This window comes from Marinobacterium mangrovicola (assembly GCF_004339595.1).
Taxonomy (GTDB): domain Bacteria; phylum Pseudomonadota; class Gammaproteobacteria; order Pseudomonadales; family Balneatricaceae; genus Marinobacterium_D; species Marinobacterium_D mangrovicola.
The window spans coordinates 216,109-230,791 of sequence record NZ_SMFU01000011.1 but is presented as its reverse complement, the minus strand read 5'-3'; the positions used below and the strand labels follow the sequence as shown (position 1 = coordinate 230,791).

Sequence of the window (14,683 nt, the reverse complement as noted above, 5' to 3'; positions counted from 1 at the left end):
AAGCGCCACAGCTTGTTACTCTGACGCTTTTTTATTGCCGCATTTAACGGCGGTGCTAGTCATCTCGTCAAGACTAAGGGCTGGTCGGGCCTGAGAAAAAAACAGGAGTTCAACTGCTTGAGCGACAGGCAATGACGACCTCGCCGCGATCAACCCCAGTGGTTTGAAATGACGTCCATATCGGGGGCATCGGCGAGGATTTTCACTCCCACCAATGCCCAAACTGCTGATCAGCCGACAACCGGATCGGCTCACCGATCATCGGCGTCAGCAGGCGGAAATCCTTGCCCTCACTGGCAGCCTCAAAGCGCTGAAACGGCTCATCCCAGGCATGTTTCGCCAGGGTAAACCGACCCACATGAGCAGGTAGCACCGCTTTGGCTCTAAGGTCTTCCGCCGCCTGGGCCGCCTCTTCCGGGTTCATATGGATGTAGGCCCAGCGCGGGTCGTACTGGCCGCTGTCCAGAGTAGCGAAGTCGAAGCTGCCAAAACGCTCGCCGATCTCGGCAAAATGGGGCCCGTAACCGGAGTCACCGCTGAACAGCCAGCGCTGTTCGGGTGTTTCCAGCACAAAGCCGGTCCAGAGGATTTTACGCCGGGTCAGCATACGCCCTGAATAGTGGCGTGCCGGAATCAGATGCACCCGCAGCCCCTCGCCCAGCTCAAAGCTCTGGTACCAGTCACCCTCATGCACGAACTCGTTGTTATAGCCCCACTGCTCAAAGTAAGCACCGATACCCAGTGGTGCGATCACTTCAGCCACCTTCGGCTTTAGACTGTCGATACTGGGGTAGTCCAGATGATCCCAGTGATCGTGCGTAATCAGCAGCAGATCAATGGGTGGCATATCCTCGGCGGTGTAATCGCTGGTACCCGCGTAGGCCTGGTTGAAGATCCCGATGGGAGCCGCGCCCTCACTGAACACGGGGTCGATCAGAATCCGGCGACCGGCGAGCTGGATATAAAACGAGGAGTGACCGAGCCAGACGATGGTGTCTTCATTAGGGTCCAGCGCCCTGAGGTCGGTTTTAACGGCGGGGATATTGTCCAGCGGGCGCAGACGTTCACCGCTGCTACGCAGGTTTTCGAACAGCACCTGCATAAAGGATTTATCCTCGGTGAACATCGGTGTATCGATCAGGTTTTGAAACTCACCATCACGATAGTTCGGTGACTGCTCAATCTGCGCCAGCCGTTTCCCCTCAGGCAAGTGACCAAACTTCGGATGCTGCAGGTAAGCGAACGCCGCCACCACCAGAACGACCACCAGCCCGACCAGCCAATAAACCATCTTCTTAATCCGTTTCCCCATGTGCACTTCCGCCTTGTACTGCCTTCTGTCACGCCCGAGAGCCACGCCCGATGACGTTCTGCGTGCATCTTTGCTCTGCCAAACAGCAAACGGGCCGCAGGGTAAAACCCTGCAGCCCGCTCACACCAACGCGTTGATCAAAACACCATTATTCAACCCGCTCTATGCGTGCCTTCAGGGAGCCTTTCACGGAGAGGGCCGCCATGCTGCCCTCAATCCGCCCCAGCTTCACCAGCCCGCTGGCGTAACCGAAGTCGCGGTAGAAGATCGCCAGATTGCCCCAGGGGGCGTAAAGGGTGATATCGCCAACGTCGGGATCGATACCGGCCGGCGCATCCTGGGTTGGCAGGCTGCCGGGAAGATCGGAAACCTTTTCAATGCCGTGATAATCATCCAGCTTGAGATCAAGCGGCAGCATTTCGGCAAACGCCTTTGCGGAGGCATTATCTTCCAGGGTTGCCGGTAGCTCCTGATCTCCCACGATAATACGTATTTTCATGAGATCCTCCGATGGACCTGAGTGAGATTGAATATCCTGGCCCTGCGCAGCCATCGCCCCCACTAGAGCGACGACACCAAGCAGGCTCGAAGCCGTGATCCGCCGGATCAACGACTTAGCGTACGGTGTAGCCACCGTCCACCGCCAGTGCATGACCCATTACAAAGGTAGAGCCCGGACCACACAGCCAGAGTACCGGATCGGCAACCTCTTCGGCGGTACCCAGGCGACGCGCCGGTACCTGCTCCATCAACAGATCCATCGCCGCTGTCTCGTTCTCTTTCATGTCGGCAACCATCGGCGTATCGGTGATACCCGGACATACCGCATTGATGCGGATACCCTGGGCCGCATACTCCAGCGCAGCGGTTTTGGTAAGACCATGCACGCCATGCTTGGCCGCATGGTAAGCGGCACGCCCCGGCACACCGACAAAGCCACCCAGAGACGAGCAGTTTACGATGGCGCCGCTGCCCTGCTTGCGCATCTGCACCAGCTCATGCTTCATGCAGTTCCAGACGCCGCCCAGGTTGATATTCACCACACGGTCGAACTCAGTACGCTCAAGGTCAGCGGTCTCGGTCGCCAGGGACTGAACGCCAGCGTTGTTGAAAGCTGCATCCAGACTGCCAAAGGTCTCGACGGTTTTCTCAACCATCGCTTTCACAGCCGCCTCGTCGGTGACATCACAGGTGATCGCCAGGGTTTTCGCACCGGTCGCAGCCAGCTCGTCGGCAACCGCCTGGGCCGCTTCACCATTGATATCGGCAATCGCAACGGCAGCACCCGCCTTGGCAAACGCCTTAACTGTCGCAAGGCCCATACCTGAAGCGCCGCCGGTGACCAAAGCTACCTTTCCAGTGAAATCGTGACTCATTACAAAACTCCTGATGTTCAATTATTAATCTATTCTACGCCGACACAACTACCCGGATTAGACGGGCTTATCAATTAAGACTCATGAGCAGGACTAATGAATATAAACCCGTTCACTTCACTGCCGGCAGACCGTTGGCAAACACCTTGGCATGGAAGATATTGGCGCCCTCACCGCCATCCTCATCACTGCTGACCGAGTAGAGGTCATTGCTGCCTGGGCTGATCGCAAGGCTGGTGGACTTGAGGTTATGCCCCTCATCCCGCCCCGGTAACAGGATCTGGCCGATGGGAATGCCGTTCGGGTTGAACGCCAGGATCCGCCCCTGCCCCGAAATCGCCACATAGACGTTGCCATCGGCATCCGCTCGCATGGAGTCCGGCTTCCAGCCGATAAAGTGATAGGGGATAGCGGAACCGATAGGCGCAATAGTGGTTGCATCGGCCAACTGGACCCGGTGCAGACGGCCACCACTCAACTCGGTCGCCCAAAGGGTCCCGCCGTCCGGGCTCAGGGTGACGCCATTAGCTTTCGCCAGATTAGGCAGCACCGGCTCAATCGATGCACCGTCAGCCGATACGTAATAGATGCCGCCGTCCGGCCGGGTCGATGTGCCCTTGAAATCGCTGAAATAGAAGCCGCCCTGAGCATCGAACACCAGGTCGTTCGGCATATACCCCGCTTCCGGTGCAATGACCGTCTCAAGGCCCGAGCCGTCCGCTTTCACAGCGAAAATAGCGCCCTTGTGAGCCGGCACATTGAGGGCAGCGATAAACACCCGACCATCGGCATGAAGCGCCAGACCGCCGGGCGACAGGCCATCCAGAGTTACCAGGGTCGAGAGCTGCTTCTCAGCAGTGGCCCGAAGTACCCGCCGCCCGCTGACATCGCAGAACAGCAGATCACCTGCGGTATCGAAAATGGCGCCCTCCAGCACCGGCCCCTCATCGGATACACGCAGCCAAGGCTTAGCAACCACCGCCTGCAGGCCACGCTCTGAGGCCGGAATCGGCGCCGGGCCCCGGATATCAGCCTGATAAACGAGACCTTCCGCTTCTGCGGCTGGTGCCTGGATTGGAGCTACCAGGGTCGCTAAACAGATAGCCGGCATCAGTCCTTTGATCAAACCTTGGCCTGGGGTGCAAAAACCCTGCAAAACACTCTTTTTCCTCATCCCTTCTCTCCCTGTTTTATTTAGCGGTCTGTGCTGGCTCTACCCCCTGGCCGGAACCTAGTTCGACGCAGGTGAAGGCAGCCCGCTGGCAAACACTTTGGCGTGGAAGATGTTGGCACCCTCGCCGCCCTCACCATCGCTGGTGACCGCATAAAGGTCATTGGTGCCAGGTTTGATCGCCATGCTGGTAGACATCAGGTTGTGGCCGGTTTCACGGCCCGGCAGCAGAATCTGGCCGATGGGGATACCGTTGCTGTTGAACGCCATCAGGCGCCCCTGACCAAAGATCGACACGTACACATTGCCATCCGTATCGACACGCATGGAGTCTGGCGCCGGGCCGATAAAGTGATAGGGAATCGCCGAGCCGATCGGGGCGATGGTGGTCGGATCCGCCAGTTGGATGCGGTGCATTACGTTGCGGCCGAACTCGGTGGTCCAGAGCACCTGGCCATCCGGACTCAGGGCGATACCGTTCGCCTTGGCGAGATCGGGAACAACCGGAATAATCTCGGAAAGATCCGGCGGCATGTAGTAAACCGCGCCATCAGCCTGGGTGGATTCACCGGCAAAATCGGTGAAGTAGAGACCTCCTTCAGCATCAAAGGTCAGATCGTCCGGCTGGTAGCCCGCCTCGGCGGGAATAACGGTCTGCAGGTCGCCACCGTTCTCATCAACCGAGTAGATAGCGCCGACACCGTTGATAAAGTCCAGCGCGGCGATAAACAGGCGCCCATCCTGACGGAACGCCAGCCCGCCCGGCGACAGGTCATCGAGCTGCACAAAAGTAGATAGCTGCTTGTCCTTGGTCAGGCGCAACACCCGTTTGTTGCTGACGTCGCTGAAGATCAGATCGCCATTGGCGTCGAAGTTCGGACCCTCCAGAATCCAGCCCTCATCGGATACCTTGAACCAGGGCTCCGCCTTGACGGTTTGCAGCCCACGCTCAGCGGCTGGAATCGGCACCGGGCCGGAGGTCATTTCGTCATAGGCAAGCGCCTGGACGCTATCCTGCGCAAACAGAGGCGCTGACAGCCCAAACGAAAGGCAGGCCAGTGCCGCAAGGCTTTTTCCCCTCGGCAGCAGGGCTTTGACCGACAACATTGCCGGCGTAGCAGACTTCACATTCAACAACTGAGACTCTCCTGAGTGCTGCAGGCTGCGCGGCTTCCGCACGCGGCCCATTCCATGGATCGAAAATACTCGCTGCGAGATTCTATGTGCGGGAGGCGCAACCTATTAGCCCGCAATGGCTATTAAGACTCATGAGCGCCATTCATCCCCGGCAGATGGGACGATGCCCTTTAAGAATAAAGAGTTTTAGTGGCTCGAATGCCCCTTGAGGGACACGGCATATAGAGAAGAAAGCGGGCACAAGGAGCACCCGCTTGGAGGGGGAGTATTACTGATCGTACTGTTCGTCGGTAACCGCTTCCAGCCAATCGACGTTTTTACCGCCTTCAAACTGCTGGATAGCGTAATGAGTCATCGCAGTTTTATCGGTAGCGCCGTGCCAGTGCTTAACACCAGGCGGGAACCAGACCACATCGCCCGGCTCAACAACCTGTCTTTCCTTACCTTCTTCCTGGACCCAACCCTTGCCATCGGTGATGACCAGCATCTGACCAGCAGGATGGGTGTGCCAGTTGGTGCGAGCGCCCGGCATAAAGGTCACCTTACCGCTATTGACCACAAACGGATCTTCATTGGCAAAGACCATTTCAACATAGACATTGCCGGTGAACTTGTCTTCAGGGCCAATAAAAGTATCGCGGCTGCCATTCTTGGTAATCTCTATCCCGTCGGCTACCGCAGCACCCGAAACCAGTGCAGTTGCCAACGCAAGCGCTCTAAGTCCAGTCATTTGGAATCTCCTATGACACTTCTAGTTTTGCGGACAAATTATCCGCGCGAATTCAACGCCGCCAATGGCGGCCAATCAAAAAACATCAGTGACGGAAAGCTCGTACGACCTCATGGCGCAGCCAGACCACGCCGCCATCCAGCACTTCACTGGAGACCAGCCGCAAGCCTTGCCCTTCGCCCGGTAACTGGTCTGCATCGCCCATCGCATCGACAATACTGGGCACCCCTTTGAGGCCGTCCAGCGTCGGGCAGATCAATACGCTGAACTCGTCGATCAGCCCCGCCGCCCAAAACGCCCCGTTGGTGACGCCGCCGCCCTCTAGCAACAGACGATCAACGCCGAACGCTTCACCAATCGCCTCAAGCGCCTGTTCGACACGATCACCATCGGGCCCGGCGAACACATAGGAGACGCCGGCCTGGGTCAGTTTAGCCAACGTGGTATTGGGTACCCGCTCGGACAGGACCAGCACCAGGTGCTCATCCTCCATATCGCCCGGTTTCGGTCGGAGCCGCCCCTGAGGATCAATGGCGATCGCCAAATGCTTACCCTGTGCATCGGCAAAGGCATTCGCTCGTGGCATCGCCGTGCCGAGCAGCTCCGGGTGTTCGTCCTGGCCGATATACTCAACCATGGTCTTGCGCCCCACGACCCAGCCCCCGGCGTTGAGCTCGCCCGCGACAGGTTCATAGTGGGCCTCGATCAGATCCCAGATCTTGGCGTCGGCGGAATCGCTCCAGCGAGACGGCAGCAGCCGCCCATCCAGGCTGGTGATCATGTGGCAGATAATCTTGGGACGCATTGTGCCTCTTGCTATATCCAGAAAACCCAAGGTCGCTATCACAGTGCTGCTAATAGCTCTGGCTTTAGTTAGTTAAGCCAACGGTAGAGAAGGCGAGCATGCCAATAAACAGCACTCCTCCTCTTTCTGTTATGAATCGGAATCATTAAAAAAGATTGAACCCTGTGCCCTTTCCCTGGCGCCAGCCAGGCTCCTCCGATCCTGAAGTAACGACTATCCGAGACGATCGAAGCGATAGACAAGCTCCGGCCCGCCGGGCTGGGAATAGGCCAGCTCTGCGGTCACCATCGCGAACGGTTCAACAAAGCGTGCGTTGCGCAAAGAACCGGTATCGAGCGGTTCAAAACCCACGTCGCTAATCAACTGACGTGCCACTTTCTTCGCCCATTCATCATCACCGTAGTAGATCAGCTGTGGACGCGGAGAACGGGTCTTGCGACCTTCGAACACCTCAAACAGCACTTCGCTCGGGCTGGTATTAAACGCTGACACCCAGCGCACATGGGGCAGGCGTTCGGCCAGCTGCTCAGCACCGGAAGTGGTTGTGCCCACCACCAGGTTGCTGTTCTCTTCATCCAACGGCACACAGCAGTTGATCACGACCTTGCCGGAGAGCTCACCCACCTGTTCCAGCACATCGTCGATTCGCGACCAGTGTACCGCCAGCAATATCACATCGGCCTGCGCGGCCTCCGCCGGCGTGCCGGCCTTAGCACCGGCATCTCGCGCCAGGCGTTCAAGTTTGGATGGATTGCGGCTGTAGCTGAACGTTACCTGGTGACCCGCCTTTGCCCAGATCGTCCCGATCTTGGCGCCCATCAGGCCTGAGCCGATTACACCTATCTTCATAGAACCTCCTTTGCCTATCTCTTTTTTATTTTTCGGTTAAACAATTAATTGTCGATAAACTGGTACAATCATCTAAATGATGAAGGAGACTCATTAATGCTTAGAGAAAACGTGACCGATCTGATGTCTTTCGTCGTCGTTGCGCGCGTCGGCAGCTTCACCCGTGCCGCTGCGCAGATCGGCGTTTCTCAATCAGCATTGAGCCACGCAGTACGCGGCCTGGAAACACGCCTCGGCGTGCGCCTGCTGACCCGTACTACCCGTAAAGTCACTCCAACCCCCGAAGGTGAGCGGGTTCTCGAGCGCATCGCCCCCCACTTCACCCAGATCGAAGAGGAGCTGGAAGCACTGGTCGAAATGCGCGACCAGCCCGCCGGTACCATCCGTATTACCACCACCGATCACGCCGCCGATACAGTTATTTGGCCCAAGCTGGCGCCGGTCCTGCTGCAATACCCCGATCTTAAAGTCGAGGTGGTCACCGACTACAGCTTGACCGATATTGTGGCGGAAAAGTTCGACGCGGGCGTGCGTCTGGGCGAACAGGTATCGGAAGGGATGATCGCCGTGCGTGTCGGGCCGGACTTTCGCATGCTCGTGGTGGCCGCTCCCTCTTATTTTGAAACCCATACCCCACCTGAATCTCCCCAGGACCTCACCGATCATAACTGCATTAACCTGCGCCTTTCGACCCATGGTGGACTTTACGCCTGGGAGTTTGAAAAAGAGGATCGCGAGGTTAACGTGCGGGTGGACGGCCAATTTACCTTCAACAACATCTATCCGGTGGTGCAGGCTGCGCTCGACGGTTATGGCCTGGGTTATGTACCTGAAGACCTGGTCCGCGAACATATCGACGCAGGCCGCCTGGTGACGGTGCTGGAAGATTGGACGCCCCCCTTCCCCGGCTACTTCTTTTATTACCCTCACCGTCGCCAATCATCTCTGGCGTTCCGCGTCATCGTCGAGGCCTTACAACACCAGGAGTGAGGCGCATTTATGATTAGCTATCATAACTGCTTTCTTCCCAAGACCATTGCCTCATGAACGCTTGCCTGAGATTGTGATCCCAGTTGTTTGAATGCCGTACTGAACAACAGTAAGGCGTACGAGACACTTTAAGGGAGATGATGATGAAACGAATAGCAGCCCCGTTGCTGACAGCCGCAATCTCGAGCACTCTGGCGATCTCTGCTCAGGCGGAAACCTACCCGGGCGTTCCGGCGCTTGAGACGCTGGGCAATGCAGCACCGGCTCTTGAGGACTACACCGAAAACCTGGTACTGGGTGAAGTCTGGAAGCGTCCGGACCTATCCCCCCGCGATCGTAGCGTCGCAACCCTGGCCGCATTGGTGGCCCGTAACCAGACCGGCGAGCTGCGCTTCCACGTCAACTTCGCCCTGGATAACGGTGTTAAGCCGGCTGAAATCTCTGAAATCATCACTCACCTGGCCTTCTATGCCGGTTGGGGCAATGCCACCTCTGCCGCAAACGTCGTCGCTAGCGTCTTTGAAGAGCGCGGCATCGGCGAAGATCAGCTGCCAGCCGCTGACATCGAACTGCTGCCGCTGGACGTAGAAACCGAAGAGGCCCGTGAAACCGCCGTGCAGAAAAACTACGGTGGTATCGCCGATGGCGTGCTGAAATACACCACCGAAGCACTGTTCCGCGATCTCTGGCTGCGTCCTGACCTGGCACCGCGTGATCGTAGCCTGGTGACCGTCAGTGCGCTGATCGCTACCGGAAAGATCGAGCAGGTTTCCTTCCACCTGGGCAAGGCGATGGATAACGGCCTCACCAAGCCGGAAGCATCCGAGCTACTGACTCACCTGGCGTTCTATGCCGGCTGGCCGAACATTTTCTCCACCCTGCCGGTGGCAGAAAAAGTGTTTGAGGCCAAGGCCGCCAACTAAGTAGATCAACGCTAATCGATAGCGCAGATAAGGTGTCGAGCCATGCACCGTTCAAGGCCTGGCTCGACACCTTTTTGTATTAAACTACGCGCCTATATACCGTTCTTTTCCCACGCCCCCCCCTTCATCTAGTCTCCGAAGCTATATCCCCGCGCGCAGATCTCCGATGCATCTGGCATTAGGTCAGGGGCTGTGATCTCATCTCCAGGTCGAGCCATTAAACCAAACTAAGCGACAACCCTCGGGAGACATGCAGGTGCCCGCACAGCCACATATTGTTTTAATACACGGACTCTACATGCGCCCCCTGGTGATGCGCCCCATGGCACGCTGGTTTGAAGAACAGGGCTACACGACCAGTTCATTTGGCTACCGCACAACCTCCGAGCCTCTGGCACTTAATATCGAGCAACTGGGCGCCCACCTGAACGCCATCTCTGCTACAGAGATTCATCTTGTCTGCCATTCCCTGGGGGGCTTGCTGGCGCGCGCTTATCTGGAATCAACGGGAAAGAATCACCCGGTCACTAAGGTGGTAACCATCGGCACCCCGCATCAGGGAGCGGCAATCGCCCAGTGGATGCAGATAAACAAGCTTGGCGTTCTGCTGGGACAAAGCCTTTCTAAAGGGCTGATTGATCAACGCTCCGACTGGGGCCTCGATGTGCCTCTGGGCAGTATTGCAGGAGATGGCGGTGTCGGTTTTCTACCGCTGATCGCGCAAAACTCAGAACCTTCAGATGGTACCGTTGCCGTTAGAGAGACCCACCTCGAAGGCGAAACCGATCATATTGTCCTGCCCTACAGCCATACCCAGCTTATTATGGTCACCGAGGTGTATCAGCAGGCGCTAAACTTCATCCAAAACGGGCGATTTACACGCTAGCGGCTCCCGCTAAAATGGCCTGACGCCAGAGGAGCAGCATGACTCAGGCCGATTGTTGGATATCCATCAAAACTCTGAAAACCGCACTTTCAGCCTCTGTCGGGTTTATAACCTTTTAAGGGAGAAAGCTTATAACCCTAGACGATTAGTTCATTTAAGATCAGCAACTTAGCCACACCTCAGACAAATTCTGGGCCAGGGAATATTTTTTGCAAACTGCTCGTACCGTTTGTTTTAGCCCAAGGAATTACGAGTATGTCTGTACAAACTATCAAAGCATTTTCGGATAAAGCACGCGAAGACGCAGAGCTTGGCGCACAGCTGAAGGCGTGTATAAAAATGAAAGAGCTCTTCGCCCTGGCTCGGGATAACGGCTTCGAGCTGGAAGAGGACTCTCTCTATCCGCCCAACGAGCCCCAGTTCACCGAAGATCAGCTCTCTGAACGTATGGTGAAAGCGCTGCTGCGTGCCTGAGTGAGCACCAGCTCTTATCGCGGTATCGACCGGACTCACCGCGATACCCTGCCAGGTTACCCATGTATCCAAACTCCCTTCTGGGGCACATGGGTAACAGGCGTCTTAAGATGCAAAACGCCCGCATATTCCCTTCCTCTCTGATATGCCTCAAAGGACAACGCAGATCCCATTGCGAGATCCCATGCATCTGCCATGCTAAACGCATCCAACATATGATTACTTAGCGAGGAAAGGATCATGAAAGCGTTCACTCGATCAACCGGTGTAGCGTCCCTCGTCTTGGGACTCGCACTGAGCCTGCCGGCAGTTGCAGATGAGTATCAACATATGCAGCCGCGCCAGGGCATGCACTACGGACAGGGCATGATGCAGGGCTATGGTCAGGGAATGATGCAGGGTTATGGCCCGATGATGGGCTACGGTATGGGAATGATGCATGGCGGCCCGATGATGACAGGCCCTGGGATGGGTTATGGCATGGGGATGATGCACGGTGGTTCTATGATGGCAGGGCCTGGTATGGGTTATGGCATGGGAATGATGCCTTGTCCGTTAATGGGCGGTGGCCAGGGTATGCCGGGCTACGGCCTGCAACTGGACGAAGATCAGCAGCAGAAACTGGCTCAGATCCGTGAGCAGTTCTGGCAACAGCACCAGGAACAGATGCAGGAGATGTGGGAACATCACAGCGAGATGCAGAAGCTATGGCTGGATGGTTCACCGGACAGCGACAAGGTACTGGATGCCCACCGTAAAATGCAGCAGGACCAACTGGAAATGCTGGAAGAACGGCTGAAACTGCAGAAAGAGATGGACGCCGTACTCACCGATGAGCAGCGCCAGCAGTTGATGCAGATGCGTCGTCGCATGTATCCGGGCGGCTAAGATCACCTTGGATCCGACCGTCTTGCCGGCGGCACGTTACCCTTAACGTAGCCGCCCGCCCCTTGCTTACGTCAAATGAAGCTTACTTAACGGTGGAGTTCTACTATTCACTGCGAAAACGGGCCCTACTCACAAAATCCGGCGTCACTGCCTGTTGCCAGCCTTAAAGCTTCCAGCCCCCTACTACCCGTTCCAAGCCCATTTTCAACCTGCCAGCAACGGACTCTCTTTGATCAGCTTCGCTCATATAACCTAGAGCCTCACCCACCTTAATCTCGACGATCAGTATTTTTAAACTCGTTGTAAAAGGTGCTTTGACGAAGCAGTGCTCCCTGAAAATAAAACCGTCCCGAAGGCTAACAGCAAGCACCGCTCCCTTTACCCCTCGCGGTGAGCGCGAACTTATTACACGCCGAATAGCTCGCCGAGCGGTACCCGGCAAAACCCATTTTTATCAGGAGGCTTCAATGTCCACACCGTCCTTTCACGATATCGTGCGCCAGCGCCGGGCCGTGCGAAAATATCTCCCCACACCCTTAACCAGCGATCAACTCAACGAAGTGCTGGAAGATGCCCAATGGTCACCTTCAAACTGCAACATGCAGCCCTGGCAGGTACATCTGGTTTCCGGCGCCACCAAGGACAAGCTGAGCGAAGCGCTTAAAGCAGAGCACCTGGCCGGCAGAACCTCCGAAGACTTCTGGTTTGATCACGAAGGCTACGAGGGCGTCTATCTGGAGCGGATGATGCACATGGGGCAGAAACGCAATGAAGCGCTGAATATTGCACGCGACGACCACGCGCGCCGGGATCGGGAGATGCTGCGCCAGTTCGAGTTCTTTGATGCACCCCACGTGGCACTGCTGTTTATGCCTGTGTTCGGTGACTCGGTGCGCACCGCCGGTGATCTGGGCATGTACGGCCAGACCCTGCTGCTGTCACTCACCGCCCATGGCTACGCCGGTATTCCGCAGACCCTGCTCGGCATGCATGCCGGTGTGATCCGTGAAGTGCTGGGTATTCCTGAAGAGATGAAGATGCTCTACGGCATCTCCTTTGGCTACGCTGACCCGGAGGCCACCGGCTACAGCGTCAACCTGGGCCGCGCACCGATCAGCGATAACGTCCGCTTTTACGACTAATCTCGTCGCACCGCCCCGGCAGCGCCCTCTACGGTGATACACCGGAGGGCGCTGCCCCCTTCCCGGCGCCTGTCTTCAGGCTCTAACCACCAGACGGTTGTTCACATCGCGACTTGCCTTGATCCGCTCGACATCATCAATCTGCAGGTCCGATTTGGCCAGTCGGTCATACAGCAGCACGTTCACCGTGGCGGCAAGATTCATGCAACCGATGGTCGGCACGTACACCACCTGACTGGCCTTATCGACCACCGCTTGTGGAATAGAGCCATCTTCCGGGCCGAACACGTAGAGCGCTTTTTCCGGGTGAGTAAAGGCCGGTAACGGAACCGCACCTTCCGCAAGTTCGACACAGATAATTGCCATATCCTCGGGTAATCCCTGGGATAGCTCATCGACCTGCAGCAGAGGAATAGAGCTACCCACGTTTTTGGTATCGGTGCTATAGCGGGAAGCGCGGGCAAAGCGCTCCCCCACGTAACGTACCTCATCGGCCTGATAACAGCCGGCAGCACGCAGAACGGCACCCACATTAGAGGGGCTTTTAGGGTTAAACAAACCGAGAACAACGGTTCCATGTTTGGACATTGCTGGGGGCTCAATCAAAAACTAACAGGCGCCAGTTTATCTTTTATTCGTCGTCATCGCCTTTAAATATCGCGGATTGTGCACCTAATATCATCTTTCTTCTCCACGTCGAGCACTAAGCCTGGTTTAGTACCGATGATGCAGACAAAAAAGGGCCGGCCACCTTCACGGCAACCAGCCCAGAGGGACTATCAACTGATCTGTTTAACCGGCGGAGCGCTCAATGGCATCCAGCACCTCATGCAGAGCAACCGCATCATCAAAGGTCGGCGCAGTCTGGGTGCCATTTTGCACATCGTCATAAAGGCGGGCATAAATGCCAGCGATATTTCTGGCCCCGGCAAACTCAGGCCTGCCTTCGTATTCACTGGCCTCCGGCATCAGCGGCCTGAGCTCGGCTTCATCGCCACGGGCACCTGTCACTGTCAGCTGAGTCAGCTGGGCATGCCCCAGATCCGCAGTGACCTGGATATCGCCTTCCGTGCCGTTGATCTCCCACAGCAGGTTAGTGCCACGACAAACGCCACCACGATAGTGCAGCGAAAACGCCGCGCCGCTGGCCAGATCGCCGTGAATCATCACCTGATCGGCAGCGGTTTTCGGCAGAGTTTCGCCGGTCTCGCTGATTTTTACGCTGTCGAAGCGGCTCAGAGTCTGTGCTGAGAGCGCACCGAAGTCACCCAGCACCTCCTTAACGGCGGCCAGAGTATGGGCCATCGGGATAGCCTCCATGGTGGCGCCATTCTTCTTATCGAACAGGTAATAGAGATCTTCAGGGGATTCGTTAGCCCAGTTTCCACCACTCCCTATCAGAGAGGTTGAGAGCACAGTGCCCACATAGCCCTCGTCGACCATTTGCTTCAGCTTCAGCACCTCAAGTGCGGCACGGGCCTGGGTTCCGCAAACAGCAACAACGCCCTTGCTTTTGGCCAGCTCCGCCAGCTGACGCGCTTCCGCCAGCCCGTTACCCAGCGGCCATTCACAATACACATGTTTGCCCGCTTCCAGCGCGGCAGTCACCAGTTGCAGATGGTTCGGCACCTTCACGGTCACCACCACCAGATCCACCTCCGGTGAGTTCGCCAACTCTTCAGCGCTGCCAAAAGCGTAGGGAAGATTCATCGCCTCTGCGGTGCGGCGGGCACTCTCGATGGAGCTGTTCGCGACCGCCACTACCTCAAACTTATCGCCCAGAGACTGAAGCGCCGGGATATGCGCGGTTGCGGCCCAGTGACTGTCGGGGTTCAAACCGATAAAACCCACACGAATAGTTTTATCTGCCATTACAAACACTCCTTGGCTGGCATGAATATCAGCACACCCGGGTTGAATCCAAGCCCTAACTTCTGGTCAACCCGGTGGTAGCTCTATTCGTTCCAGCCTACGCCTTCATCGCCGGCATCCATTTACAC

Annotated in this window: 16 protein-coding genes; 6 read left to right on the top strand and 10 right to left on the bottom strand. The window is 56.8% G+C overall.

What is annotated here, in order from left to right; translation table 11 throughout:
- Positions 1 to 202 precede the first annotated feature (202 nt).
- From CLV83_RS18110 to CLV83_RS18075, 8 genes are all read right to left on the bottom strand, one after another.
- Positions 203 to 1,312, bottom strand: coding sequence for an MBL fold metallo-hydrolase (locus tag CLV83_RS18110; protein ID WP_132295829.1), 1,110 nt, complete (start codon positions 1,310 to 1,312; stop codon positions 203 to 205).
- Between the two features lie 148 nt (positions 1,313 to 1,460).
- Positions 1,461 to 1,811 carry a cyclophilin-like fold protein gene (locus CLV83_RS18105; protein WP_132295826.1) on the bottom strand — a complete coding sequence of 117 codons (351 nt, stop codon included), beginning with the start codon at positions 1,809 to 1,811 and terminating at the stop codon, positions 1,461 to 1,463.
- Between the two features lie 115 nt (positions 1,812 to 1,926).
- Positions 1,927 to 2,688, bottom strand: a complete 762-nt coding sequence (locus CLV83_RS18100) for an SDR family NAD(P)-dependent oxidoreductase (protein WP_132295823.1) — start codon at positions 2,686 to 2,688, stop codon at positions 1,927 to 1,929.
- A 112-nt stretch (positions 2,689 to 2,800) separates the two neighbouring features.
- Positions 2,801 to 3,814: an SMP-30/gluconolactonase/LRE family protein gene (locus CLV83_RS18095; RefSeq protein ID WP_207894940.1), complete on the bottom strand. Its 1,014-nt coding sequence runs from the start codon at positions 3,812 to 3,814 to the stop codon at positions 2,801 to 2,803.
- A 105-nt stretch (positions 3,815 to 3,919) separates the two neighbouring features.
- Positions 3,920 to 4,987 (bottom strand): SMP-30/gluconolactonase/LRE family protein, encoded by a 1,068-nt coding sequence (locus CLV83_RS18090; RefSeq protein WP_243642438.1) that lies wholly within the window; start codon positions 4,985 to 4,987, stop codon positions 3,920 to 3,922.
- A 277-nt stretch (positions 4,988 to 5,264) separates the two neighbouring features.
- Complete coding sequence (locus CLV83_RS18085) at positions 5,265 to 5,726, bottom strand: (R)-mandelonitrile lyase (protein ID WP_132295820.1); 462 nt, start codon at positions 5,724 to 5,726, stop codon at positions 5,265 to 5,267.
- 85 nt (positions 5,727 to 5,811) lie between these two features.
- Entirely contained in the window at positions 5,812 to 6,531 is a 720-nt protein-coding gene (locus CLV83_RS18080; RefSeq protein ID WP_132295817.1) for a dihydrofolate reductase family protein, read from the bottom strand.
- Positions 6,532 to 6,744: 213 nt separating this feature from the next.
- A complete protein-coding gene (locus tag CLV83_RS18075) occupies positions 6,745 to 7,380 on the bottom strand; it encodes an NADPH-dependent F420 reductase (RefSeq protein WP_132295814.1) in 636 nt (211 codons plus the stop codon).
- A 96-nt stretch (positions 7,381 to 7,476) separates the two neighbouring features.
- Here CLV83_RS18075 and CLV83_RS18070 point away from each other — a divergent pair, with 96 nt between their 5' ends.
- The 6 genes from CLV83_RS18070 (at position 7,477) to CLV83_RS18045 (ending at position 12,683) form a co-directional block, all read left to right on the top strand.
- Entirely contained in the window at positions 7,477 to 8,370 is an 894-nt protein-coding gene (locus tag CLV83_RS18070; RefSeq protein ID WP_132295811.1) for a LysR family transcriptional regulator, read from the top strand.
- Positions 8,371 to 8,513: 143 nt separating this feature from the next.
- Positions 8,514 to 9,293, top strand: coding sequence for a carboxymuconolactone decarboxylase family protein (locus tag CLV83_RS18065; RefSeq protein ID WP_165900347.1), 780 nt, complete (start codon positions 8,514 to 8,516; stop codon positions 9,291 to 9,293).
- A 250-nt stretch (positions 9,294 to 9,543) separates the two neighbouring features.
- Positions 9,544 to 10,179, top strand: a complete 636-nt coding sequence (locus tag CLV83_RS18060) for an alpha/beta fold hydrolase (RefSeq protein WP_132295805.1) — start codon at positions 9,544 to 9,546, stop codon at positions 10,177 to 10,179.
- A 255-nt stretch (positions 10,180 to 10,434) separates the two neighbouring features.
- Positions 10,435 to 10,653: a Nif11-like leader peptide family natural product precursor gene (locus CLV83_RS18055; RefSeq protein WP_132295802.1), complete on the top strand. Its 219-nt coding sequence runs from the start codon at positions 10,435 to 10,437 to the stop codon at positions 10,651 to 10,653.
- Positions 10,654 to 10,893: 240 nt separating this feature from the next.
- On the top strand, positions 10,894 to 11,541 hold the full coding sequence (locus tag CLV83_RS18050; protein ID WP_132295799.1) for a Spy/CpxP family protein refolding chaperone: 648 nt from the start codon (positions 10,894 to 10,896) through the stop codon (positions 11,539 to 11,541).
- A 467-nt stretch (positions 11,542 to 12,008) separates the two neighbouring features.
- On the top strand, positions 12,009 to 12,683 hold the full coding sequence (locus tag CLV83_RS18045) for a nitroreductase (RefSeq protein WP_132295795.1): 675 nt from the start codon (positions 12,009 to 12,011) through the stop codon (positions 12,681 to 12,683).
- Positions 12,684 to 12,758: 75 nt separating this feature from the next.
- On the opposite strand, the gene CLV83_RS18040 is transcribed toward CLV83_RS18045, so the two are convergent.
- Together CLV83_RS18040 and CLV83_RS18035 are read right to left on the bottom strand one after the other, a co-directional pair.
- The gene (locus tag CLV83_RS18040; protein WP_132295792.1) at positions 12,759 to 13,271 is read right to left on the bottom strand and encodes an RNA methyltransferase; all 513 of its coding nucleotides are present in this window, start codon (positions 13,269 to 13,271) and stop codon (positions 12,759 to 12,761) included.
- A gap of 204 nt (positions 13,272 to 13,475) precedes the next feature.
- Positions 13,476 to 14,555 carry a Gfo/Idh/MocA family protein gene (locus CLV83_RS18035; protein WP_132295789.1) on the bottom strand — a complete coding sequence of 360 codons (1,080 nt, stop codon included), beginning with the start codon at positions 14,553 to 14,555 and terminating at the stop codon, positions 13,476 to 13,478.
- Between the last annotated feature and the right edge of the window lie 128 nt (positions 14,556 to 14,683).